14 protein-coding genes are annotated in these 21,663 nt (G+C 64.6%); 5 read left to right on the top strand and 9 right to left on the bottom strand.

The window, feature by feature from the left end:
* Positions 1–180 precede the first annotated feature (180 nt).
* From ACJ8AT_RS05150 to ACJ8AT_RS05130, 5 genes are all read right to left on the bottom strand, one after another.
* Positions 181–1,422, bottom strand: coding sequence for a hypothetical protein (locus tag ACJ8AT_RS05150; RefSeq protein WP_407736443.1), 1,242 nt, complete (start codon positions 1,420–1,422; stop codon positions 181–183).
* Positions 1,423–1,828: 406 nt separating this feature from the next.
* Positions 1,829–5,278, bottom strand: a complete 3,450-nt coding sequence (locus ACJ8AT_RS05145) for a hypothetical protein (protein ID WP_407736442.1) — start codon at positions 5,276–5,278, stop codon at positions 1,829–1,831.
* Between the two features lie 220 nt (positions 5,279–5,498).
* On the bottom strand, positions 5,499–7,178 hold the full coding sequence (locus ACJ8AT_RS05140) for a hypothetical protein (RefSeq protein WP_407736440.1): 1,680 nt from the start codon (positions 7,176–7,178) through the stop codon (positions 5,499–5,501).
* A 960-nt stretch (positions 7,179–8,138) separates the two neighbouring features.
* Positions 8,139–10,079: a serine/threonine protein kinase gene (locus ACJ8AT_RS05135; protein ID WP_407736439.1), complete on the bottom strand. Its 1,941-nt coding sequence runs from the start codon at positions 10,077–10,079 to the stop codon at positions 8,139–8,141.
* Positions 10,080–10,101: 22 nt separating this feature from the next.
* Entirely contained in the window at positions 10,102–10,959 is an 858-nt protein-coding gene (locus ACJ8AT_RS05130) for a DUF2381 family protein (RefSeq protein ID WP_407736446.1), read from the bottom strand.
* Positions 10,960–11,834: 875 nt separating this feature from the next.
* Here ACJ8AT_RS05130 and ACJ8AT_RS05125 point away from each other — a divergent pair.
* Together ACJ8AT_RS05125 and ACJ8AT_RS05120 are read left to right on the top strand one after the other, a co-directional pair.
* Positions 11,835–12,059: a helix-turn-helix domain-containing protein gene (locus ACJ8AT_RS05125; protein WP_407736437.1), complete on the top strand. Its 225-nt coding sequence runs from the start codon at positions 11,835–11,837 to the stop codon at positions 12,057–12,059.
* Positions 12,056–13,243: a tyrosine-type recombinase/integrase gene (locus ACJ8AT_RS05120; RefSeq protein ID WP_407736436.1), complete on the top strand. Its 1,188-nt coding sequence runs from the start codon at positions 12,056–12,058 to the stop codon at positions 13,241–13,243. Before ACJ8AT_RS05125 ends, ACJ8AT_RS05120 begins: the two co-directional genes overlap by 4 nt.
* 141 nt (positions 13,244–13,384) lie before the next feature.
* On the opposite strand, the gene ACJ8AT_RS05115 is transcribed toward ACJ8AT_RS05120, so the two are convergent.
* Positions 13,385–14,824 carry a serine/threonine protein kinase gene (locus tag ACJ8AT_RS05115; protein ID WP_407736434.1) on the bottom strand — a complete coding sequence of 480 codons (1,440 nt, stop codon included), beginning with the start codon at positions 14,822–14,824 and terminating at the stop codon, positions 13,385–13,387.
* A 168-nt stretch (positions 14,825–14,992) separates the two neighbouring features.
* On the opposite strand from ACJ8AT_RS05115, the gene ACJ8AT_RS05110 reads away from it, so the two are divergent.
* On the top strand, positions 14,993–17,308 hold the full coding sequence (locus ACJ8AT_RS05110; protein ID WP_407736433.1) for a hypothetical protein: 2,316 nt from the start codon (positions 14,993–14,995) through the stop codon (positions 17,306–17,308).
* Positions 17,309–17,355: 47 nt separating this feature from the next.
* On the opposite strand, the gene ACJ8AT_RS05105 is transcribed toward ACJ8AT_RS05110, so the two are convergent.
* Together ACJ8AT_RS05105 and ACJ8AT_RS05100 are read right to left on the bottom strand one after the other, a co-directional pair.
* Complete coding sequence (locus ACJ8AT_RS05105) at positions 17,356–18,393, bottom strand: class I SAM-dependent DNA methyltransferase (RefSeq protein WP_407736432.1); 1,038 nt, start codon at positions 18,391–18,393, stop codon at positions 17,356–17,358.
* An 8-nt stretch (positions 18,394–18,401) separates the two neighbouring features.
* A complete protein-coding gene (locus ACJ8AT_RS05100; protein WP_407736431.1) occupies positions 18,402–19,112 on the bottom strand; it encodes a lipase family alpha/beta hydrolase in 711 nt (236 codons plus the stop codon).
* Positions 19,113–19,157: 45 nt separating this feature from the next.
* On the opposite strand from ACJ8AT_RS05100, the gene ACJ8AT_RS05095 reads away from it, so the two are divergent.
* Both ACJ8AT_RS05095 and ACJ8AT_RS05090 read left to right on the top strand, forming a co-directional pair.
* Complete coding sequence (locus ACJ8AT_RS05095; RefSeq protein WP_407736429.1) at positions 19,158–20,012, top strand: lysophospholipid acyltransferase family protein; 855 nt, start codon at positions 19,158–19,160, stop codon at positions 20,010–20,012.
* Positions 20,013–20,043: 31 nt separating this feature from the next.
* Complete coding sequence (locus ACJ8AT_RS05090; protein WP_407736427.1) at positions 20,044–20,967, top strand: SDR family oxidoreductase; 924 nt, start codon at positions 20,044–20,046, stop codon at positions 20,965–20,967.
* 261 nt (positions 20,968–21,228) lie between these two features.
* Here ACJ8AT_RS05090 and ACJ8AT_RS05085 read toward each other — a convergent pair whose 3' ends face one another.
* A complete protein-coding gene (locus tag ACJ8AT_RS05085) occupies positions 21,229–21,648 on the bottom strand; it encodes a hypothetical protein (protein WP_407736426.1) in 420 nt (139 codons plus the stop codon).
* Positions 21,649–21,663 lie beyond the last annotated feature (15 nt).

Raw genomic sequence — 21,663 nt, 5'->3', positions numbered from 1 at the left:
GCGCCACCGCCTGCCCGATGGCGTACACCGACAGACTGGCCGCGTGGACCACTCCCAGCGTCGCCAGCGTCAGCGACAGCACTCGCTTGGCGTGCAAATCCTCCCCGAACAACCCCTCCAGGAAGGTACGAACCTGCTCCTCGTTGATGGCCGATGACCTCACCGGTCAAGTAGTGGCCGCTACACCCTACTTATTGCATCAGACGGCCCAGTCAACGCTTGCCTGCCTGCTCGCAAAATGAGGGGATGCCTCAGCTTCGCAACGGGATCGATCTTCGCCTGGCGTAGCTGCTCGATCTGCTGTTTGAAGCCCTCCTTTTCGTTCTTCTGTACGTTCTGCATCATCGAGAAGGCGAGTTGTGGTAGGCTCTCCTCAATCTGGTCAAATTTAATAAATTTCATGGTCTTGGCCATTTGCTCGGCACGGCTCTTCGCGCGAGCCCGGTCCACAGCTCGGTCCGTTGCCATGAGTATGACCTGCAACAATGCACTCGGGCCGACTGAAATGTCATTGTCGCCCACACGCATGTTGAAGGCTGAGGAGCGGAGTAGACTCATTGCGCCGAATCCAGCGAGCAGCACGTAGCCGACGCGATTGGCCGCACGGCCCTCCCCATGGGTATTGGCTTGCTCAACGTCGACGGCATGCTTCTTCGCCTCATCGACTTTCTTCCGGGCGGTCCCGCGGTTCGCTTCGGCGGCTGTAACCCTCTCGGACGCCTTCGAAAGCTTCTGCTCAGCGTCTGTCAGCCGCCCAGAGTTGAATACATAGTTCTGTTTCGCTTGGCGGAGGCGCTGCAAAGCTGCATCAACCTTCTGCTGCGCCGTACTGCGATACTGTTCGGCGTCATTGACCGCCTGCTGGAGGTTCTTGGTCGGCTGCTCACTGACTGAAGGGCTGGCCTTCCGAGTTTTCGTCGCAGAATCCAGGTCTTGGTTAGCCTTGTGCAGAGCTTGATTGGCGGTTTCTAATTCCGCCGTGGTTGTGCTCAACTCCTCCTGGGCGTTCAGCCTTTCCTGGTCAAAGGGCGTCATAGCCGACTTAGCATTGGCGAGTTCTTTATCAGCGAGAGATTTTGCATCTGTGGCAGAAATCCACTCCTCACTTGCGGAGTTCAGCTCTCTGGCAGCGACGTCCAGTTCCTTTTTAGCGGACTCCAATTGGGCGTCGATGACTTTGTCTGCGGGATCTGGCGCGAGGCTGATAGGCATCGACTTGAGGGCCAGTAGGGCGATCATCGACGCAATGACGTTGACCAGCATGTAGGTAATGGCAGGGCGATTAGTGATGGCCCCAGCAGGGTCATCCTTGTAGCGAGAGATCAGTTCCCCCATGCCGATGAGAGCCCCAATGAGAGCCACTGCGCCGTATTGAAGTCCGTCTGCCAAATTCAAGCCTTGCCCCGCTGTCACGTCACTCATGGTCTGTCGTCCAGATGAATGGTCACTGAAAGTCTTGTTGATTCTACGCCTTGCATCAGTCTGCCACAAGCCTCCGTGTAGGTCTTGGTGTCAGAGTGGAAACGATCGTCGAGCGCGCGGGATTTCGATCTTTACGACCTTGGGAAAGCGCGGGCTCTCGCCGCAGGTGCCTGCACGAGGAAATTCGCGCGGATGGAAGCCCAGAGGCTTGGACTCTGGGCTCCCCAGCCGCCATCGCGCCGCGCGAAACGCTTGAAATGACTGGACCCCACTGCGGCGCGAAATGAGGTAACGATCGTGTTGTCTGCGATCGAAATCCCGCGCAGAACGAGGAAAGTCCCCACTCGCGCAAGTTCAGTCGGTGCAACCCAAGCCATTCACCAGCCACGAAGCCAAGCCCAAGCCGTCATGCCTTTCCGAGATCGACCACGCCGGAGAGTGTACAGGCCTCAGTCCGCGCCGCCAGGACGATGGTTGCCACCTGCGGATTCCCTTTCAGGAAATGCTGGGCCAAGTCCGCCGCCGCCGTAGCCGCGTATAACGCTGGCGATAGGTTGCAGCCGCCGACGATGGTTCCGTAGATGCCAATCAAACCGCTCGCGCCTGAGACGAGCCAGTCAATCTTTCGAAGAAGTTCTCCCATCACCTTCGGTTCATCCCCCCTTACCCCAGAAAAGGAAAGCCCCATCGCCGCAGCCGCGATGAACCCATATACGAAATCCACGAAGGCCATCCCAAGGGGGACTGCAGGCGCCTCCCCTTGTTTGACCGTTCCGAATAACGCCGTCACGGACAGCCCGAACCGGGCTATGAGATCTAAAGAGAACGTGACATTCGTATTCAGCACCTCGTGGGAGGCCAGAGTGTAGGCGTGGACTATTTTTAAAGCGCCGCCCATAATTGCACGCTCTCGCTGGTCCTCCCCTGGCTGAGCCTTGGCCAAGACCATCGTGGGGTCTGGTTGCCCGGAAGGCACCGGCTGCGCGAACTGTGCGGCAGAGCCGCGAACGTCCGGGCCGACCAAGTCACTCAGCGCGGTCGTCATAGCCTGGGGAACGGCCGGATTGCCCGTAGGTGAGGCCTGGGCAAGTCTCGCGATGGCCTGGCTGGCGCTCTTACCGGTCAACGTCAGGACTAGGGGCGAGACATCCTTCGCGGAGGTTGCCAGTTTGAAACTCAGTGTCAGCACCACAGACTGCAGCAGGCATATCGCATCCAGCATCGTAAGATCGTGCCCTCCCGAAATGTGGCGGTAGAGCGCCGACAACACAGGGATTTCGATCTTCTGCTTTAGGCCCGCGCGGGCGGCTTCCGCCACGCTGCTAGCCATTTCCAGCCCGGCATTGGCGACAGTCCGCACCACTTCCAGCCCAAACTCCGCCAACAGCACGACGGCCTTGTCCAGCCACTGCTTCGCAGTGACACGGCCACTGATAAGGTCTGCGCTGTCCGAGGCTAAGCCCAAGAACGCCTGCCCCACTTGGCTCCCCAGTTGGTTCAGTGCGTCGGTGAAAGCCTTAGCAAGATCCGTGGCGAACGTCATGGCAGCCACAGAGGAGTTGGGGGCTAGGCTCGACGCGCCCATGTTGGCTAGCTGCGTTTTCACCCACCCAAGCCGAGAATCGACCCGTAGGTCTGAACTCCCCACCGTGGTGTTGGCAGGTCGCCTCGATAGGAGCGAACTTCCGGACTGACTGCCTAGAGAGTTGAATAGATTGCCGCGAGCGTCCTTGTCCCTAAGCTTGCTCTCCAACTGATCAATCCAGGAGTTGCACCGCTGCTTCAGCGAAGCCGCGCTACTGGCGGCTGAATCCAGTGCTTGATCGTAGAAGCTGACTAGCGCATCCCGGACCTTAAGGATGTCTCTCCAATTGAATAGGGAGGCTAGCCAGCGGAACGCCTTTTCGACGCCCACCTCGATCTGCTGGAGCAAGCTGGCGACGGCGCCCATCGCGCCTTCTACGGTCTTGATAACCGCACGGAAGATCTTGTTGCCGATCTTTACCACCAAGGCCCAGCCTTCCTCCAGCAAGTGGAGTGCCGCTTGGTATCCATCCTTGATGGCATGGACTAGGGATTGGACTAAGTCGCCAATCGCGACGGCAATCCCAACTGAGCCTTCGGTTCCAACAGTCTGGGCGGTGACAGCCGCCAGATTCGCCCGCAGGGGGGGGGTTAGGATCTGCTGGATGAGGCTGGCTACCGCGTGGGCATTCTCCGCAGACACCTTTCTGCTATCCAGCAAGGGCTGCTGATTCCCCATGGAGTCCGTGTAGGTTGCCGCTAGCAGGTCGCTCCCCGAGGTGATTCGGGACAATGCTTGTCTGACCTCGGCCATTGGGTCGATGGTTGCTGCGGAGCCATCCACCGTCACTGTGTAGGTCGCCGCCGAGAGCGAGGAGACTTCCTGCACGATGGAGACCTCGCCGGTGAAGTCCGAAGTGACAACCACCGGCCGGGAGGGCGTGGCGGTATAACTGAGTCCGTTGATCTCAAGCACACAGGCCGAGGACGGTGTCACCGTCACTTCGGCATCGGGGACCGGCAGGTTCGAGCCGTCCGTCAGGAGGATTCGCGTGGTGTAACTCTGGAGCGTCAGGAAAGCCGTTGGAGCCGGCAGGTTGATGGTTCGCTGGATCCAAGGCGCGGCATCTTGTGTGGGCCCCGGATCCTTGGAAAGCTCAATCAGCGCCTCTTTCTCGCTGCCAGCTACTTTGACGACCGCGAAGAGGGTCGTCAGATTTCGGGTATCACTAAGGTAGGGGGAGGCCCGCAGGACGTCTCTCAGCAGCGGCAGCGGCGGGCTCCACGCGCCTGGGGTGTAGCGCTGGGAGAAGGGGGCTTGGGTGTAGAAGAGCTGATTTGATCCGTTGAGACCCCAGACTGAAACGGTGGTCTGATCGGTGACCGCGTGCAGTTCCGTCACTCCAGAGATGAACGGGCTGGAGGTGATCACGATGCCATGGCGAAGCTGGTCCTGCGCGGTCTTCGCGTCATAGGACACAAGCGTTAGGGTGCCGTCGCCTGCCACGAGCAGGTCGGTGAAAGGCCCGCTGCTCTGCCCTGCTGGAAGGCTGGCGATAGCGGAAGCTCCGACCGGTACAGCGAAGAGCGCGGTAGGGGCAGTCACCACGCGTGGGTGGAAAGAAAGCGCGGTAACTCTGTCGGCACTTCCCTCGACGCTGGTGTACAAGCTGTAGATGCCGGTACTGAGCGAGGGAAAGGCTTGGCCGACGGCACTATCCAGCAGCTCGGTGTAGCTCTGGCCGGGCAGATGATATGTCCATACGCCTGAAGCGACGGTGGGATTCAGGTTGACGAGGAACGGTCGTTTGATCTTGCTGGCAGGATCTGTCACCGTGACTGCGGCTAGGGCTGGGGCGGAGACTTGACCGACGACGCGGGCAAGGTGGACATCGGCGACGGAGAGATTCGCCGCGCCTAGGCTTGGGAAGTCGGAACTGGTGAAGTCGAAGCGGCGGGTCACCCATGCGCGAGCAGCAGGGTCGGTCAGCCACCGTGCCGTTGTAGAGCTGTCGAGCCCGGACAGCATCCACACGTCGTCGTAACTAGTTCCCGTCACCCCAGGCTCCTTGATGTTGACAACCACTAGGATGGTAATCGGGCCGGTATCTTGGGACTGGGTGACGCCGAAAGCTTTGGCCTTGACGGTTGTGCCTACAGGATACTTGTCGGTCAACTCGCTACTGACCGTATGGCTGATCCAGCCGTCTGCATGGCCATCCAGCCTAGCGGTGATACGCAGCAACCCGCCTTGGTCGATGGATAGCAGAAGCGCGCCCCCGCCAGAGGTCTTGGCAGCAGCCAGCGCTGACTGGGCCGCCAGCGGCTGCACGGCTCGGTGGTTCTCCATATACTGAGAATTATGGGTAATCTTTGTCACAGGCATGGGTATGGACTCGTGAGTTTATGGCGTTAGTACTACTCGATCACTTCTTTGAACGCTCAGCAGTCCTCCCAGGTAAATCTTCCTCTGAGAGATAGTGAAGTGATCAAGTCGTATGAGGCGCGCGTCGCGGGGAGCGGTGGGTAGCTGGATAAATGGACACAGACGCCTAGCCTTCGACGGGAGGGGGGGACGGAGCGGCGGTGGGGCTCTGGTAGGCGATGTCTGTGACAAGGAGATAGTTCGAATTCAGATGGACGTTAGAGAAAGTGAAGACATTGCCGCCAATCATCACGAATTTGTTGAGGGGCGCAAATGAGGCTATCAGGGCAGGACGAAGTTTCTCCTGGAGAAGTTTGCTGAGGTGGCCTCGAATGCCGCCGATATCCTTTGCCATGCTGACAAATGGATTGATAGCGTCGAGGAACTTCTCCCAACTGCTCGGGTCTTCGGGCTGCGGAGTTGAGCCGAAATCTTCATTCTGATTGGTGAAAGTGATTGCCCCGTAACTACCAGGTGTGTTGCTGTTGCCGATGACGAACTGGATGGACCAGGGGAATGTCGTCCAGGGCATCTGCCAGCCCAAAGAGCCTTGGGTCTCGCTAGCGGTCAACCGGTAGGTGCCTTTGAGCGTGAGGAGGCTTCCGCCGTCTTTGGAGGCAGTGGAACCAGAAACGGAAAAATTGCATTGCATAGAGCTAGTCCCACCGCCATGCGCAGAGAGGAAACTCCAGCTATCCGAAGAGCGCTGCGCGAAGGAAAAGGAGAGATAGGTCCCCGGGGGGGCGGACCCGGTGGGGTTTGTATCCTCGTAAATCCCCCCAGTGCCTTCCGCTAACGTGTACGTGGTCGGGGACTTGCTGTTGGCAGCGACCTTGAGAAACTGAGACGCCTTTGCGGTGACACCCTCCTTATCCAGGTTGGCCCGCAGGACTGTCCGGACAAGGTTGGTGCTCACTATAGCTACCCCAGCGGCGGTCCGGACATCGCCAAAAAGGCTCACGTCGGAGAAGAGCGACGCGAAGTTGGTGGGCATAGCCCGATCCTGGGTCATCATCGGGAAGACCAAGGCGCTAAGTGCTGGCGTATCTTTGTTGGGCACCACCACGAGTTGAGCCGATGTAGGTGTTAGCTCCGGAGTGGATGTAGGTTTCAACTTCGAGGTGGCGGCTGCGGGAGTGCTCTTCGTGATGACATAGCCGAGCGGGATCTTCCCCGCCGCAGCATTCGCTTTGAGGTGCAGAACCATCACATCGACGAGAGGAGACCAGATGGCTTGGCCAATCTTCGACTGCGAGTTATCTTTATTGGCAATGCCCGCTGCTGCGGAGGCGGTCGCCAGGTCGGTGGCGATTTGCTGGAGCGAGAACACCTCTCCGTAGTTCTTCATCAAGAGCGCCAGTTGCTCTCGCAGCGCCTCAGGGATGTTGTCGGATAGGACCGTTGAGGTGAGGTTGGTGGTCATGGAGATCACCCAAGGGGCATTTAGCGGATCGTCCTGGCGGAACTTGCGGCCCATATAGCTGAAGGTAGCACCTGGTGCGAAAGTCAGCTGGAATCGGACCTGATTGGGCTGCAGGGCCCCGGCAGCCGACATGTCAATGAGATCGACCTTCACATTCCCCTCGGAGTCGACCACTGGGAAGACGGTGCCGCTGAAGGAGATGTCCGGCGTCTTCTCAAGAGCCGTCGGCACATAATTGCCGTTGTCGTCGATGTAATAGTTGAACTCGATCTTGTGGTTCAACGCCATAAAGTAGGTCGCCAGTGATGCGTTCAGATGCTGCTGGGAAACTGCATAGACGAGGTCGAGGGGGTGAATGTCGAAGTTCTGAGTGGTGGTTGCCATTCAATGATCTCGGGTAAGTTCTAGGAGATGGATAGACGATACAGTGCCCTGCCGTGCGGCCCTGTTCCAAGTGTACAACAGGCCAGTGGAGCGCCCTCGGAAGGTGTTGAACTGAGGTGAGCAGGCCCAAGATGTAGCGTTCCCCTGACAGCCTATCGAGCACAGCCCGCAGCAGGCAGCCACCGTGGCGGCTGCCTAGCATGTTGTTCTGTTAAGTGGGACACTGCTCGTCCTACGTGACAGGTTGCCCGGAATGCCGCCCCGTATTCTATGGCCCGGGCCATGAGCCCTACGCCCCAGGTTGCTGACCGACAGCATTATCCTCGGATTTGAACGACGCGCAGTGGTAACTGGTTGAGCCCTTCGTTCGAGGCAACCCCGTCGGCCCGCCGACGGTAGTGCATCGCCGATGCGATGTGCTCAACGCCATCCTCTACATGTGGAGACGATCTGCCGGAAGCGCAGCGTTTCGATCGCGAGGTGCGCGATCCTTGGTGCACAGGGGCGATCAGGCGAGCGCGGGTCGGATAACCATCGCTGTCGATGGCTCTTCCTGGTCTCTTGCTCGACCTCCAGGCGCCCGATGGGTGTACGTGGCACCAACTTCCGCTCTGCCGCTGGGTTCCTGAACAAGAAAGTAGCTCATTCTCTGCTGTGGGCGGCAAGCCGCACTCGTCATGACCATAGGTGAAAGTTACGGCGATCGTTGGAGCGCGGGATTCGTTCCCGCGCTCCGTCGCGATCGGCGGGATCGAAATCCCTCGTTATTGGAAGATCGTTTCCAGTGTGTCTGTTGGAGGTGAAAGGCTTCTGCGCCGGACGCGGCGCGAGCTCTGGCTACAGCATCAGCGGAACGCCTCGGTAGGCCCACTTCGATGAGGGAGGGAGCCACCGGGCCAACTTCACTTGGCCGACGCGCGTTGCCTGTCCAATACGCGCAAGCGCTCTACCGGGCCCGGCTCACCTCCACCGCTCAACGGCCACCGTCCCGGACACCTTGACCGCCACCGGGGCGCCCGGCTTCGAGCCTTCTCGCAGGGGCGAGCCCAATTCGCCGCTGTTTGCCAGTTCGAGGCAGATCGGCACGGTGCGCCCGCCTGGAAGGTGGGCACGGACGTATCGTCCATAGATGCGATCTCCCGTCGTCCACAGATGCCCATCTACCCTCATCCCCGCAGGCGCCTTGCCTTCCGCCCTGATCAGGGCCCCCGTAACGGGCCCATCCTTCCAAACGGCATGAGGTTGCTCGCGTGCCTCTTCATAGGTCCCCTTGGTCACGTCCAGCAGGATGCCGGGCCCGGGGATTTCGTAGCCCACTGACCACCCTAGCTCTTCCATCGCCTTCAGGGCTCCTTCGGGACACGGCTCGGGATCCGGGCGCGTCTGCACGCCAGTGCAGCCCGCTTCAAGCCATGCGACGGAGGCCACGAGCGCCGCGCACTTCTTTATGACCGCGCGCCGCGCGCTGACTCTCTGGACTTGCCGCGGGTCGGGTACGCCATTGGTGAGCGTCGGGGAGTTGTCGGGCAGCTTCACGGACGGGCTCGCCTCCTTCTGGGTAGGGAGAGGGGAGGCTAACCGTTCGGGGTGGCTTGTCGGCTTTTCGGCCAGAGTGCTTGAGGCTGGGAGCTGGTCCGCTGGTGTGCTCCTGGCCACGGGGGGCCGCTCGGGTTGCGCTGGTCTGTGCAGCAGGGATGCGGCCACGACTGCCGCGAAGACAGAGAGCGCCAACGCCCCGAGGAACACCGGACGCAACCTCGCACGTCGCGGGCTGTGCTGCACAGGAGCCCGCGCAGCAGAAGGCAAGGGCGCCGCATCCGCTGGCGCTACCTGCACCGGAGAAGGCACGGGCGCCGCATCCGCTGGCCCCACCTGTACCGGGAGCGGATGGGAAGGGAACGGCTCCTGCGGCCCCTCGGGTTGTCGCGCTTCCACTGGCAAGGGCTCCGCTTCCGGGGGCTCTGGCGGTAGCTGCGAGGATGCCGGGTGAATGGGGAACTCGCGCCAATCGGCCCCCTCGTAGCGCTCCAAGTCTGCCAGGAGGCGCCGCGCATCCTTCGCCGTCGCTGGCCGCACCTCCAAGTCACGATGGATCAGCTTCATCGCATAGGCGCTCAACTCCGCTGGCACGCGCCCCTTGGTTTTTCGCAGCGGGGTAGGCGGCACCAGCAACATGCTATTGAGCACGGGCCGCTCCTCGGTGCGTTCCGGTGTGGGGTCCGTCAGCACGTCGTAGAGGTTGGCTCCGAGCGCGAAAATATCGTCCGTCGCCTTGAACGTGTAACGGGCCCCGTGCCTGAGGCGGTTTTCATCCCAGAAACTCTGAGCCTCGGGGCTGCGGTTACGCGCCGTCCCTGGCGGGAGTGGCCCATCCGTTAATTCCTCGGCTGTTGCGTAGTCCGCTGCTCCAAAGTCGATGATCACCGGCTCGCCGTCCTTGGTGACCATGATGTTTCTCAGGCTCAAATCTCGATGGAGCACGTTCTTGGCGTGCATGTGCTCCAGGGCATCAAACAGCTTGAGGAACAGGACGACGACTTCATGCGGCGTCGGGTGGGTCCGCTCAACCCACCGCGCGAGCGTGTAGCCGTCCACGAAATCTAGAACGATGTAGTGGAAGCCTGAGCGCGCGTCCGGCCACCGACCTTGCCCCAGCATGCGGATGATGTAGCGGTGGTTCAGTTGCTGGAGACAGGCCGCCTCGCGACGCGCGCGTGCGTCCGTCTGCTTTGGATCAATGCTGCGCTCTGTCTGACAGGCCACCTTGAGCGCGAAGCGTTGGCCGTCCTTCTCTACCTCGTAGACGACGGCGTACCCGCCCCTTCCGATACGTCGGACAATGCGCCAGTCGCTCACCATCTGGCCGGGCTTCAAGTCCAAGGGATCAAAATCCGCGAACATGCCGCGCACCTCTCGCCAGTGGCTACAGCGTCACCTCGGGAATGGACAGACAGCGGCTCCCATCACCATTGCACACCCGCACCGAGTGCTGCGCTCGCAGCCATGCTTCCCACTTACGCGCGGGCATCTCCACTTCCACGGCCACGCCCATCACACCGCCCGGGGAGATGGTTGCTTGCCCTGATAGCACCACGCGGGCGCGGCGCGGTTCCCCTCCTGCGGGCGTGACTTCGGCCCACGCAGGCGCCCACGGCTCCTCCCCAGTGTTGCTCACTTCGAAGACAGCCACGCTCCACGTTGCCCCCCCAAGGCCCCAGCACCGTGTGGGGCGAAGCTCATGCCCGCGCGCGTATAGGCACCCGAGATCAAACTCTGCTCCCCTCAAGCCCTTCTCTGTTACGAAGCCCCCTAGCGCCACGGCTGCCGGGCTCAAGGCTGCGGGCCGTGCCTTCAACGCCTCCAGTTCCTTGGCTTGCGCCTCGCACCGCTCGCGTGTGGCCGACAGTTCCACGCGGCACGCCTCGACGGTTTGCTGCGGGCGGCTCACGTTGACCAAGCCATCCGCTGTGCCCGGCTGCCCGGTCAGCAGGAACAGGACGCTTGCGGGTGAGCCCTCGCGGTAGGTGACTCGCAACGCGAGCTGTTCGCCAGTCCCGAGTGCCACGGCGGGCGAGAGCGTCACGCCTGCATCCCCCACCTCGAATACAGCGAAGCGGGCGCGGCCCTCCACCTGGACAGACTCACGCAGGATTGGAGCGCCAAGCAGGATCACCGTGACGGTGCCAGGCGCGACGTAGAGCACCGGGGACTCGCCCGACCTGCCCGTGAGACCGACGGAGCGCCCTGCGGGCGCGGCCTGTACCGTCGCTGTAAGGCCCACCAGCAGGGAGGCGAGCGCAAAACTTGGGGTGAAGGGTCGGAACAAGGCGGGGGAACCTCCCGGGTAGGCCCCCAGAGTAGCAGACAGGGGAGCGCCCCCGCGTCGAAGTCAGGGGCTGTCCATGCTCCAGACGTCGGCTTCCTTTCCGCGTGCCGTTCACGGCTCCACCGCGCACGCTACGACTCATGCGCGAGGGCTCCACGCGCCCAGGAGGTGAGCCTGGAAGCGGGAGACTCCACCGGGCGCAACTTCACCTGTCCGACGCACGGGGTCTACTGGCGCACAGGCCTGCCCGATACGCGTATGGTGGCGCCGGGCGCGGGCCGTTGGTGGGCTCCGGTGGCGCCGGGCGTGGGCTCCGGTGACGCCGGGCGTGGGCTCCGGTGGCACCGGGCGTGGCGCCGAGCTGCACCCCGTAGAAGGGCCGTAGAAGTCCCGTATGAAGTCCCGTCACCGCTTCGCGTCCGCCACGGTTCAGCCGCACCGTGCCCTGCACCGCGCACGCTCCATCCACCCGCCCGCATGGGCCCTTGGTTGCCCGGCTGCACGCTTGCCAATCACTGCTCGTGCTTCGCCCCGCGTCTGGACACAAGGCGCTGCGCTGTGTCACTCCTGCTTTGGGTAGTTCTGGGCAGGTGGGCGAGTTTGTGAAGGGCGGGCAGGGCGATGGGTGGGATCAACTCCCTGGAGGGGCAACCCTCCATATGCGGCGCAGTCGTGCGCCGTTGGCTGGCCGGTAATACCACTGGCAGAAACGCCGAGAACACCGGCGTGAACACTGGCAGAAGCTCCGGTAACAACGCTAGGAACGCCAGCAGCAACGCCAGGGCGCGTCGCTGGTCACTCCAGGCGACGCCGCAGGAGGGGGAATAGCCATGAGCGCGTCCCCTCTGGCTGCGAACACCGCGCCCGCGTTTCTCACCGTGGAGGAAGCCGCCGAACTTCTGCGGGTGAACCGGAAAACCCTCTACGAGGCGATCCGGCTCGAACAGGTGCCCGGCGTTGCTCGGCTCGGGCGAATCCTCCGCATCCACCGGGACACGCTGCTAACGTGGAGCCCCGGTAACAGCAGACCTGAGCTCGGAGATTCGAAGTCATGAGCGTCAGACTGCGGCAGTGGAAGACCCAGGAGGGCAAGGTGCAAGAGGCGTGGTGGGTGGACGTCAAGTACCAGCACCCCAGCGGCAGGGTGGAGCGGATCCGCAAGGCTTCGCCCATCAATACCCGCAGGGGGGCTGAAGAGTACGAGCGTCAGATTCGCCATGCACTCCTGACCGGCACCTTCGGAAAGGAGAACGGCGCGGGTCGGGTTCTCACCCTCGGGGAGTTCGTCCCGCGCTTCCTGACGTACAGCGAGAACAACAACAAGCACTCCAGCGTCGTCACCAAGCGGCAGATCCTGGAGGATCACCTGATCCCCGCGTTCGGCAACATGCCCCTTGATGCCATCGGTCCAGCGGAGATCGAAGACTTCAAAGCGGCCATGCGTAAGAAGCCCTCGGGGGCGCGCGCACGGAAGGAAGCCCCCACGCGGGCGGCCCTCCTCAAGCGCAAGGGCTCCGGTGCGGTGAAGCTGCTCTCCCTCAAGTCGATCAACAACGTTCTGACGGTCCTGCACAAGTTGCTGGCACTGGCTCAAGAACAGGGCGTGCTCCAACACGTCCCGCGCGTCAAGCTGTTCAAGACGGACAAGCCCGCCTTTGACTTCCTCTCCTTCGAGGAAGCTGAGCGCATGAGCAATGCCGCTGAGCCGGAGTGGCGGACGTTGATCCTCGTGGCGCTCAAGACGGGGCTGCGGCTTGGGGAACTGATCGGGCTCCAGTGGGCAGACCTGGACTTGCAGCGCGGCAAACTCAACGTGCGCCGAACGATCTGGCGCGGCGTGGTGGGGTTGCCCAAGGGAGGACGGGAACGGACCGTGGACCTGCCCACGTCGGCCGTGGAAGCACTCAAGGCACACCGCCACCTGTGCGGCCCTTACGTGTTCTGCCAGACGGACGGTCGCCCGCTCACCGCTGGGATGACCAAGCACCCGCTCCTGCGAGCGCTGCGTAGGGCAGGAGTCAGCCGCCCGGAGGGTTCGATCGGCTGGCACGACCTGCGGCACACCTACGGCAGCCACCTCGCGATGCGGGGCGTGGCCCTCAAGGTCATTCAGGAGTTGATGGGGCACGCGACCATCGAGATGACTATGAGGTACGCGCACCTGTCACCCGAGGCGCGGGAGAGCGCGGTGCAGGAGTTGGATCGGCCCATCCCCCAGCCACGCGCCGCTCTGGGCTAGAGACGCCAGAGGGGCACACTGAGGGCACATGAAGAAAACGAGGACAAAGAAAAACCCAGCAACCCTTTAAGATTGCTGGGCTTCTCGGGATGGAGGCGGCGGGAATCGAACCCGCCGACTCCTATCAGTCCCAGGCCAAGCTCACGGTGGGGTGGTGGGGCTGGAGTTGGGTTGGCGCCCGTGGGGCAGGACCGGCATGTAACACTTGTTCTTGAACAGGCTGCCCAGGTAGCCGCTCTGGTTCGCTGCCTCGCAGTTTTCTTGATCCAGTGGCGTCTCCCACCAGCAGCCTCCGTTGAGGGCCACCTGCTTCTTGTGAGGGCAGCGCCCCTTGGAGTCGGGCCGAACCTGCTCGGGAAGTGGCGCGGGCAGCGTGTCCTCCGCCAGGCCTTGGGGCTCGTGGAGTGAAGCAGGGGCCGTCGTGGAGGTGGCGGCCTCGCCGAGCCCCGTCATCTCCTGCTCCGAGCGGTTGGCTGCCGAAGCCTCGGAATGCGCCAGGGAGGCAGTGTCCACCGTCCGCCGAGTCCCGAGCCACCACGCTCCCACGGTCAGGGTCACCACCGCCGCCGCCAGGGCGAGCAGCAGCCGCCCCCTTCGCGTGCTCCTCTTGAGCCCGGGTGCAGCCGCAGCCGTCTCCTCCGGTGGCCGCGCCGGGCTGGGCGCCTGGGTGGAGCGCGGAGCAGGGGAGTGCGCGGGCCGGGACGCCGCGAGCTGCTCCAGGGCCTCGGCCAGCTGTGCCGCGGTGCCGCGCTCCTCCGGGCGCGCCGAGAGCAGCCGCAGAATCCAGGAGCGCAGTCGCGGCTCGATGCGCTTGTCTCGCAGCGCGGCCGGAGCCGTCACCGCGTCCACGTGCCAGTTGCCGTGCTCATCCCTGCGAGGTGCTGAAAGCCGAGGGTACTCGCCGGAGACGAGCCGGCACGCGGTGATGCCCAGGGCGAACAGGTCATCGGCGGCCTGGGCGCGGTGCTGCTGCGAGCGATCGCGGTTGAACTCGCGGCACCAGGACTCCGGAGCACGGTAGGCGGCAGTGCCCGGGTGCATGGCGGAAGGAGTGAGAGTGGCCGCCCCCGGGTAATGGCAGGCGCCAAAGTCCATGAGCAGGGCGCGGCCATCGGCGTAGCGCACCAGGATGTTGTCGCCCTTGATGTCACGGTGGACCGCGCCCAGGGCGTGGATCTCCTGAAGGGCGCGAGCGAGCTGAGCCAGCACCCCCGCCACCTGAGGGGAGAAGGGAGGGTAGAGGGACTGCTCGTAGAGGGGCTTTCCATCCACCCAGTCCAGGGCGATGAAGGGATGGAGCGCGCCGCCCGGCACCTGCCACGTGCCGGAGTCCCAGAGGCGGGGGATGCTGGGATGGCGCAGGCGCGAGAGCAGCGCGGCCTCGCGAGCAAAGCGCGGGTTGTCCGGGAGCACCGCCAGCTTGAGTGCGACGGCGGGAGCATGTTCCTGGCCCACGGGGACGGCGCGGTAGACGGCGCCATGGGAGCCCTGGCCCGCCCAGGCCACCACGCGCCAGCGCCCCACGACGGTGCCTCCAGGAAGCAGGGCGGGGTCCAGCTCCGGGACAGACAGGTGCTCCATGGGTTGGGCCTCGTGAGTTGGAGAGAGGACTCCCTTCAGCCCCAACAGCCTACTTCACGAGTAGGCGGAGGGTGCTTCTGCCTGCTCGTTGCATAGGTGAAGAGGGGTGCTCACTCACAGACTCAAATGATCTCCGGAAAAAAGTGGTCCGCCCTGGTACTCGCTGTGATGACCGCCGCGCAGGCCCCGGCTCAAACGGCCGCCAGTCAGGGCTCGACGGCGCAGGCGCCCGCGCAGGACGCCAAGCCCGGCACCACCTCTCAAGCTACCGGGCAGGAGCCCACTGATCCCGGTTGGCCCCGAACGATCGAGAAGGGGGGCAATCGGTTGGTCTATTACCAGCCGCAGGTCGACTCGTGGAAGAACAACACGGACCTGACCGCGCTCGTCGCCGTCGAGGTCTTCCCGAGCGGCGAGCAGAAGCCGATCGTCGGGATGGTCGAGGCGAAGGGCAAGACCGCGGTCGACCTCGACACGAGGACCGTGCGCATCGACTCGATCAACGTCACGCTGATGCGCTTCTCCGAATCCGACGCGAAACGAAAGGCCACCGGCGAGAAGCTCACCCGGGAGCTGTTCCCCAAAGGCCCGGTAGAGTACTCGCTGGACCGCCTCATCGCGGACGTGGCGCGCACCGAGGAGAGGGCGAAGTCGGTCACGCTGAAGAACGCTCCGCCCAAGATCTTCGTGAGCGAGACGCCGGCGCGCCTGGTCGTCTTCGATGGCGAGCCCGTGTTCAACCCGATCGAGAAGACGGGGCTGGAGTTCGCTGTGAACACGAACTGGCCGGTGTTCCGAGACCCAGCGACGAAGAAGTACTACCTGCTCGACGAGAAGACCTGGCTCGAGGCGGATGACGTGAAGGGCTCGTGGCGCGCGGCCGCCTCCCTCCCCAAGGGCTTCTCGTCCCTGCCGAACAGCGATCAGTGGAAGGACGTGCGCGCGGCGCTCCCGATCAAGCCCCGGAACGAGCAGGCGGTCGCGAAGATCTTCGTGAGCACCGAGCCCGCGGAGATCATCCTCACGAAGGGCAAGCCCAAGCTCGTCCCCATCTCCGGCACCGCGCTCAAGTACGTCGAGAATACGGACAGCCAGCTCTTCTGGGACGACGGGGACAAGAACTACTACTTCCTGGTTGCGGGGCGCTGGTTCCGTGCGGGGTCGCTGCAGGGCCCGTGGACCTACACCACCCCGAAGCTGCCGGCGGACTTTGCCCGGATCCCACCGGATTCGCCCAAGGGCTCCGTGCTGGCGGCCGTTCCCGGCACGACGCAGGCGCGCGAGGCGGTGCTCGAGGCGGAGATCCCTCAGCTGGCCACGGTCAACCGCGCGGAGACCCAGGTGAAGGTGAGCTACGTCGGCGAACCGCAGTTCAAGCCCGTTGAGGGAACGAACCTCGCGTACGCGGTGAACACCGAGTTCGACGTCGTGAAGGCTGGCAACACCTATTACGTGTGCCACCAGGGCGTCTGGTTCTCCGGGCCGTCGCCTACGGGCCCGTTCGCGGTGACCGACAAGGTGCCCGCGGAGATCTACAAGATCCCGCCCAGCTCCCCCGTCTACAATGTGACCTACGTCAACGTGTACAACTCGGATGATGACGCGGTCCTCTTCGGGTTCACGGCCGGGTACATCGGCGGTTTCATCACCGCCGGCATCCTGACGTGGGGGACGGGCTACTGGTACCGCCCGTGGATCGGCCCCTACCACGGCGCCCCGGTCTACTTCGGCCGGCCGTACACCTACGGCGCGGGCGTTCACTTCAACGCGCGGACCGGCGCGTACTACCGAGGCGGTGCGGCGTATGGACCGTACGGCGGAGTCGGCGCCTCGGCACGCTACAACCCGGCGACGGGACGCTATTCGCGCGGCGTGGCGGCCTATGGGCCGTATCAGCGCGGCTCGGCGGCCAGAGCGTACAACCCTCGCACCGGCGTGGCCTCGGCAAGCTACCAGCGCGCGAACCCGTACGGGAATTGGGGGCGCTCGGTGGCGACTGGGCCGGGCGGGCGCTGGGCCGAGACGGGTCACGCCTCCGGCGCGCGTGGGAGCGCGGCGGGCGTTCGAACCTCCTCGGGTCGAAGCGCGGTGACGTACTCGGGCGCGCGCGGCCAGGGCACCGTCGCGCGAGGCGCGGACAACAACGTCTACGCGGGCAAAGACGGCAACGTGTACCGCCGGACCGACAGCGGCTGGCAGAATTACGACAACGGGAACTGGAAGAACGCCGAGCGCGGCACGCCGGAGCAACGTCAGGCCGCCGGAGAGCGCGCGGCGAACGCGACTCCGGAGCAGCGCGACGCGGCACGGGAGCGCGCCTCGTCACGTGACCTGAACTCCGAGGCCCAGGCCCGCGCGGACGGGGCCCAGCGGCAGCAGAGCTCGCAGGCGGCACGATCGGCGGAGGCGCGGAGCCCGAGCGGCGCGTCACGCCCCAGCGGTGGCGCGCGTCGCGGCGGTGGCGGCGGACGTCGCGGGCGGTAACTCGGCCCGGAGGGGTAGAGGTCGCGCGGTGGTGCTCCCCATCGCCATCAACGGCCGAGCCTGTCCTGAAGCGGCCCCTGCTGTTGCTGGAGTACCACCACGTGGCCGTGAACCGGCTCACCCTTCTCGGTACGCAGCACGTGCTGTCGCTCGACCCTTGGGTGCAGTCCTGCTGCTCTGGCGCAGTCGCGCAGGTACCCGAGCGAGTGGACGTAGCGCCCGGTGGACCGGAGCTGGTACCCCGGCTCCTCGCTCTTCTCCACGGTGAAGGCGAACAGCCCCCCCGGGACCAGATGCCGCGCCACCTGCTCGAATAGCGCCTCCAGGGCACCGAAGTACACCAACACATCCACCGCGACGATGAGCTCGTGACTACCCTCGGACGAGGTGAGCGTCTGCGTGATCTCCCCCGTCACCAGCGCGTCATAGATGCCGCGCTCGCGCGCCCGGTCCAGCATTCCCTGCGACAAGTCGATGCCCGTCAAGCGCAGGGCCAAGGGCCGCAGGAGCACTCCAGCCAGGCCGGTGCCACAGCCCAGCTCGAGCACGTCGAGTCCCCGTCTGCCGCCCAGCACCTCCAGGACGGCGTCCAGCACGCACTCGGGCGCGCGGTAGCCGAGCTGGCCGCGGAGCTTCTCGTCGAAGTGCTCGGCGTATTGATCAAAGAGAGCGGCCACATAGCCCTCGTCGGCGCGCGGAGGGGGAGGGGAGCCTGTCTCGGCGGCATCGAGGAAGGCCACCGCCGCGTCCCCGGAGAGGCCCAGCTCCCGGCAGCGGCGCAGGTGGAGGCGCCGGCGCACCTGCACCGCTTCGTCGGAGCGGCCCCCCTCGTCCAGCAGCTTCGCCAACATCCGCAGCGCCCCCTCGTCATCGGGGTAGCGCCCGAGCAACTCGCGCAGCGCCGCCTCCGCCGCCAGCGACTCACCCCACGAGCGGAGCACCGCCGCGCCGTGCATGCACGGGACTTGCCGGGCCCCCGGGAAGCCGCGCTCCGCCAGCCGGGCCCGCCAATCCGGAAGAGGCGCCGGATCCGGGTTGGATCCAGGGCCATGCAGAGGTGTCTCCGGCGCTTGTGGGGGGCTCATGGTGGGAGTTACCGCGATCTCGCCGTCGGAGCGTCTGGGGCTCCGAGCACCTCAATGGCCGCGTTGATGACGCGGGTGTCCTGGATCATCCAGTGGTGCAGCAGGACCGGGAACGTACGCTCGGTGGCGCCGGGCAACTGTGCGCTGTTTGCGGGGACGATGATCATGTCCAGCGGAGTCCAGAAGGTGAAGACCTCGGCCTTGCCCCATGGGTACGGGTCTCTCGCCAGCTCGCGCAGCAGCGGGCTCCGAGGCCGCATCTGCTTCACCCCCGCGCCCGGATGCACGTAGGCCGTCAGCGTGCCCGCCTGCGGCCCGGAGATGGAGATGAAGCGCCGCACCCGCTCCCTGCCGCCCAGCTTCTGCACCCAGTAGCGCGTCACCAGCGCCCCCATGCTGAAGCCGATGACGTCAATCCGGGGCGTCCCGGTCTCCGCTTGCAGGGCCTCGGCCGCGCGAGCCACCTGGGCGGCCATCTCCGGGATGGTCAAGCTCCCGTCGTTGGGTTGCAGCGGCACGGCTCGCACCACGGGCCAGCCCGCGCCCTCCAACTGGCCCTTGAGCGTGTCGAACCCGTGCACGGTGTCGTGGATGCCATGGACCAGCAGCACCGGGGGATGGGCGGGGACCGAGTGTGCGGAGGGAGACGGAAGCGCCACCGTCCCTGTCGCACACCCTCCCGCCAGCCACATCGTCAGGAGCAGGGCCTGGAAACGCATGCACGCATGATGCGCCCTCCGCACTGGGTGGTGTAAAGAGCCCCCATGTTCGAGGGGCTTGGCGACAAGGTCCGGCAGCGCCTGAAGGGCTGGACGGAGCAGATGGCGGGCGAGGAGCGCAAGCAGCAGCTCCAGGCGCTCGCTCGCACGGAGAACGAATACGGGATCGATTCGTTCGGGTTCAACCTGGAGTACAGCCTCGCCGCGGTGGCGCCCCTGCTCTGGCTCTACCGCCACTACTTCCGGGTGGAGACCTTCGGCATCGAGAAGGTGCCTCGCGGCCGCGTGCTCCTCATCTCCAACCACTCGGGCCAGCTCCCCGTGGACGGCATGATGATTGGCGTGGCGATGATGATCGAGGCCCACCCCCCGCGCGCCATCCGCAGCATGGTGGAGAAGTGGGTCCCCACGCTGCCGTACATCTCCACGCTCTTTGCCCGGGTGGGGCAGATCGTCGGCACGCCGGAGAACTGCCGCCGCCTGCTGGAATCGGACGAGGCCATCCTCGTCTTCCCCGAGGGCGCTCGCGGCATCTCCAAGCTGTGGCCGCAGCGCTACCAGCTCCAGGAGTTCGGCCTGGGCTTCATGCGCCTGGCGCTCGAGACGGGCACGCCCATTGTCCCCGTGGCCGTCATCGGCGGCGAGGAGCAGGCCCCCGCGCTGCTGGACTTGAAGCCGGTGGCGAAGCTGCTCGGCTTCCCGGCGTTCCCGATTACTCCCACCGGGCTGCCCTTCCCGCTGCCCTCCAAGTACCGCATCTACTTCGGCGATCCGCTGCACTTCACCGGCCGCCCGGATGACGAGGACACCGAGCTGGACAAGAAGGTGCGCAACGTGAAGACCGCCATCCAGGGGATGATTCACCAAGGGCTCAAGGAGCGCAGGGGCATCTTCTGGTGAGCGCCAGGGAACGCACGAGGAGGGGGGCTCCATGAGACCGGCGGTCGTCGTCACGGGCATCAGCGGCAATCTGGGCCGCTCGCTCGCCAAGCTGCTCCACAAGAGCGAGCGCATCATCGGCATCGATCGGCGCCCCTTCGTGGGCCGGCCGAAGGACGTCGAGATGTATCAGCTCGACTTGCGCAAGAAGAAGGCCGAGGACGTCTTCCGCAAGAACGAGGTCGGCGCCGTCATCCACATGGGCATCATGCATGACCCGCGCATGAGCGAGGAGGAGCACCACTCGTTCAACGTGGTGGGCACCACGCGCCTGCTCGAGTACTGCGCCAAGTACGGCGTGAAGAAGGTGGTCGTCCTCTCCTCGGCCAACGTCTATGGGCCCAGCCCGGACAACTCGAACTTCCTCACCGAGGACGCGCCGCTCATGGCGGCCAGCCGCTTCTCGGGCGTGCGCGACTTGATCGAAGTGGACATGCTGGCGCATGGCTTCTTCTGGCGGCACCCGGACATCAACACCGTCATCCTCCGGCCCGTCCACATCGTCGGCCCCACCATCAAGAACGCCCCCTCCAACTACCTGCGCCTGCGCCACCCGTGGATGCTGGCCGGGTTTGATCCCATCGTGCAGCTGATCCACGTGGAGGACGTGGGGCGCTCCCTGGTCGAGGCCCTCCGCCCCGAGCTCAAGGGCGTCTACAACGTCACCGGCCCCGGCGAGGTGCCCCTGTCCGCCGCGCTGCGCGAGCTGGGCCACACCCCCATCCCCGTGCCGCACCCCGTCGCCCGGCCCCTGCTGGGCATGCTCTTCAAGTACCGCCTGGCCAGCTTCCCGCCTCCCGAGCTGGACCACATCCAGTTCCTCTGCAACGTGGATGGTTCCCGCTGGCAGAAGGAGACGGGCTGGAAGCCTCGCCACTCGATGCGAGAGACCATCCGCTCCGTCATGGGCGAGTAGCCCCTCTCCGTGACAGCCATGTCAGGGCACCTGTGCCATCCAGGTGCCGGGTGCCTGACAGGCGTGTCAGCCTCCACGCCCCGGCGGGCATGGCGCTGGAGCCCAGCTCCACCCGCAAGCTCTTGAGTTTACAGGGAGCCTGGGGCTTCCGAGGCCCTGGCATCAGCCTTGCTCTAAGGGAAGGCATGGTTAGGGGGTTCCATAGGGGAACCTTCGACGCCCGTCGCCTCGGCCGGCCCCGAGTCGACGGGCGGTTTTTTTTTAGGGGAGCTCGCCCGCGAAGGGCCCGCCCTCCATCCGCTCCAGCAGCCACTCCCCGTCCCGGAAGACGAACTCCGAGGTGACGGTGGCCGTCTGCTCGGAGGGCGAGGGCAGGCGCATCCAACCCAGCCGCGTGGTGACGGTGGCCCGCATCCCATCCGCCGCCAGGCCAATCTCGAGGATCTCGAAGTCGGTGATCGACAAGTCTCGATCGTCGTGCTTCTCCTCCCGGCCGCGCAGGAAGGGCTCGCGGCTCTCGGGGACGATGTGCCGGGCCGCTCCCCGGAAGTCCTTCCAGCGGATGCGTTTGTGGAAGTCCTCCACCATGGGTTTGAGGCCTTCCATCCCCGTACTCTTGGGGGTGTGGGCACAGGCCCCACCCAGCAGGGCGAGGAAGAGGAACAGGGCAAGCGAGCGCATGGTGGTAGGGCACGG

Origin of the sequence: Hyalangium sp., from assembly GCF_045802625.1 — a bacterium.
Lineage (GTDB): Bacteria > Myxococcota > Myxococcia > Myxococcales > Myxococcaceae > Hyalangium.
Note: the sequence above shows the minus strand (reverse complement) of the source record. Positions and strands in the feature narration are given on the sequence as shown.

What these genes read in the sequence shown, in the direction of transcription:
- ACJ8AT_RS05090 (WP_407736427.1), top strand. Translation starts at nt 20,044, where the DNA reads ATGAGACCGGCGGTCGTCGTCACGGGCATCAGCGGCAATCTGGGCCGC.
- ACJ8AT_RS05115 (WP_407736434.1), bottom strand. Translation starts at nt 14,824, where the DNA reads ATGGAGCACCTGTCTGTCCCGGAGCTGGACCCCGCCCTGCTTCCTGGA.
- ACJ8AT_RS05085 (WP_407736426.1), bottom strand. Translation starts at nt 21,648, where the DNA reads ATGCGCTCGCTTGCCCTGTTCCTCTTCCTCGCCCTGCTGGGTGGGGCC.
- ACJ8AT_RS05125 (WP_407736437.1), top strand. Translation starts at nt 11,835, where the DNA reads ATGAGCGCGTCCCCTCTGGCTGCGAACACCGCGCCCGCGTTTCTCACC.
- ACJ8AT_RS05140 (WP_407736440.1), bottom strand. Translation starts at nt 7,178, where the DNA reads ATGGCAACCACCACTCAGAACTTCGACATTCACCCCCTCGACCTCGTC.
- ACJ8AT_RS05150 (WP_407736443.1), bottom strand. Translation starts at nt 1,422, where the DNA reads ATGAGTGACGTGACAGCGGGGCAAGGCTTGAATTTGGCAGACGGACTT.
- ACJ8AT_RS05120 (WP_407736436.1), top strand. Translation starts at nt 12,056, where the DNA reads ATGAGCGTCAGACTGCGGCAGTGGAAGACCCAGGAGGGCAAGGTGCAA.
- ACJ8AT_RS05100 (WP_407736431.1), bottom strand. Translation starts at nt 19,112, where the DNA reads ATGCGTTTCCAGGCCCTGCTCCTGACGATGTGGCTGGCGGGAGGGTGT.
- ACJ8AT_RS05135 (WP_407736439.1), bottom strand. Translation starts at nt 10,079, where the DNA reads ATGTTCGCGGATTTTGATCCCTTGGACTTGAAGCCCGGCCAGATGGTG.
- ACJ8AT_RS05105 (WP_407736432.1), bottom strand. Translation starts at nt 18,393, where the DNA reads ATGAGCCCCCCACAAGCGCCGGAGACACCTCTGCATGGCCCTGGATCC.
- ACJ8AT_RS05110 (WP_407736433.1), top strand. Translation starts at nt 14,993, where the DNA reads ATGACCGCCGCGCAGGCCCCGGCTCAAACGGCCGCCAGTCAGGGCTCG.
- ACJ8AT_RS05095 (WP_407736429.1), top strand. Translation starts at nt 19,158, where the DNA reads ATGTTCGAGGGGCTTGGCGACAAGGTCCGGCAGCGCCTGAAGGGCTGG.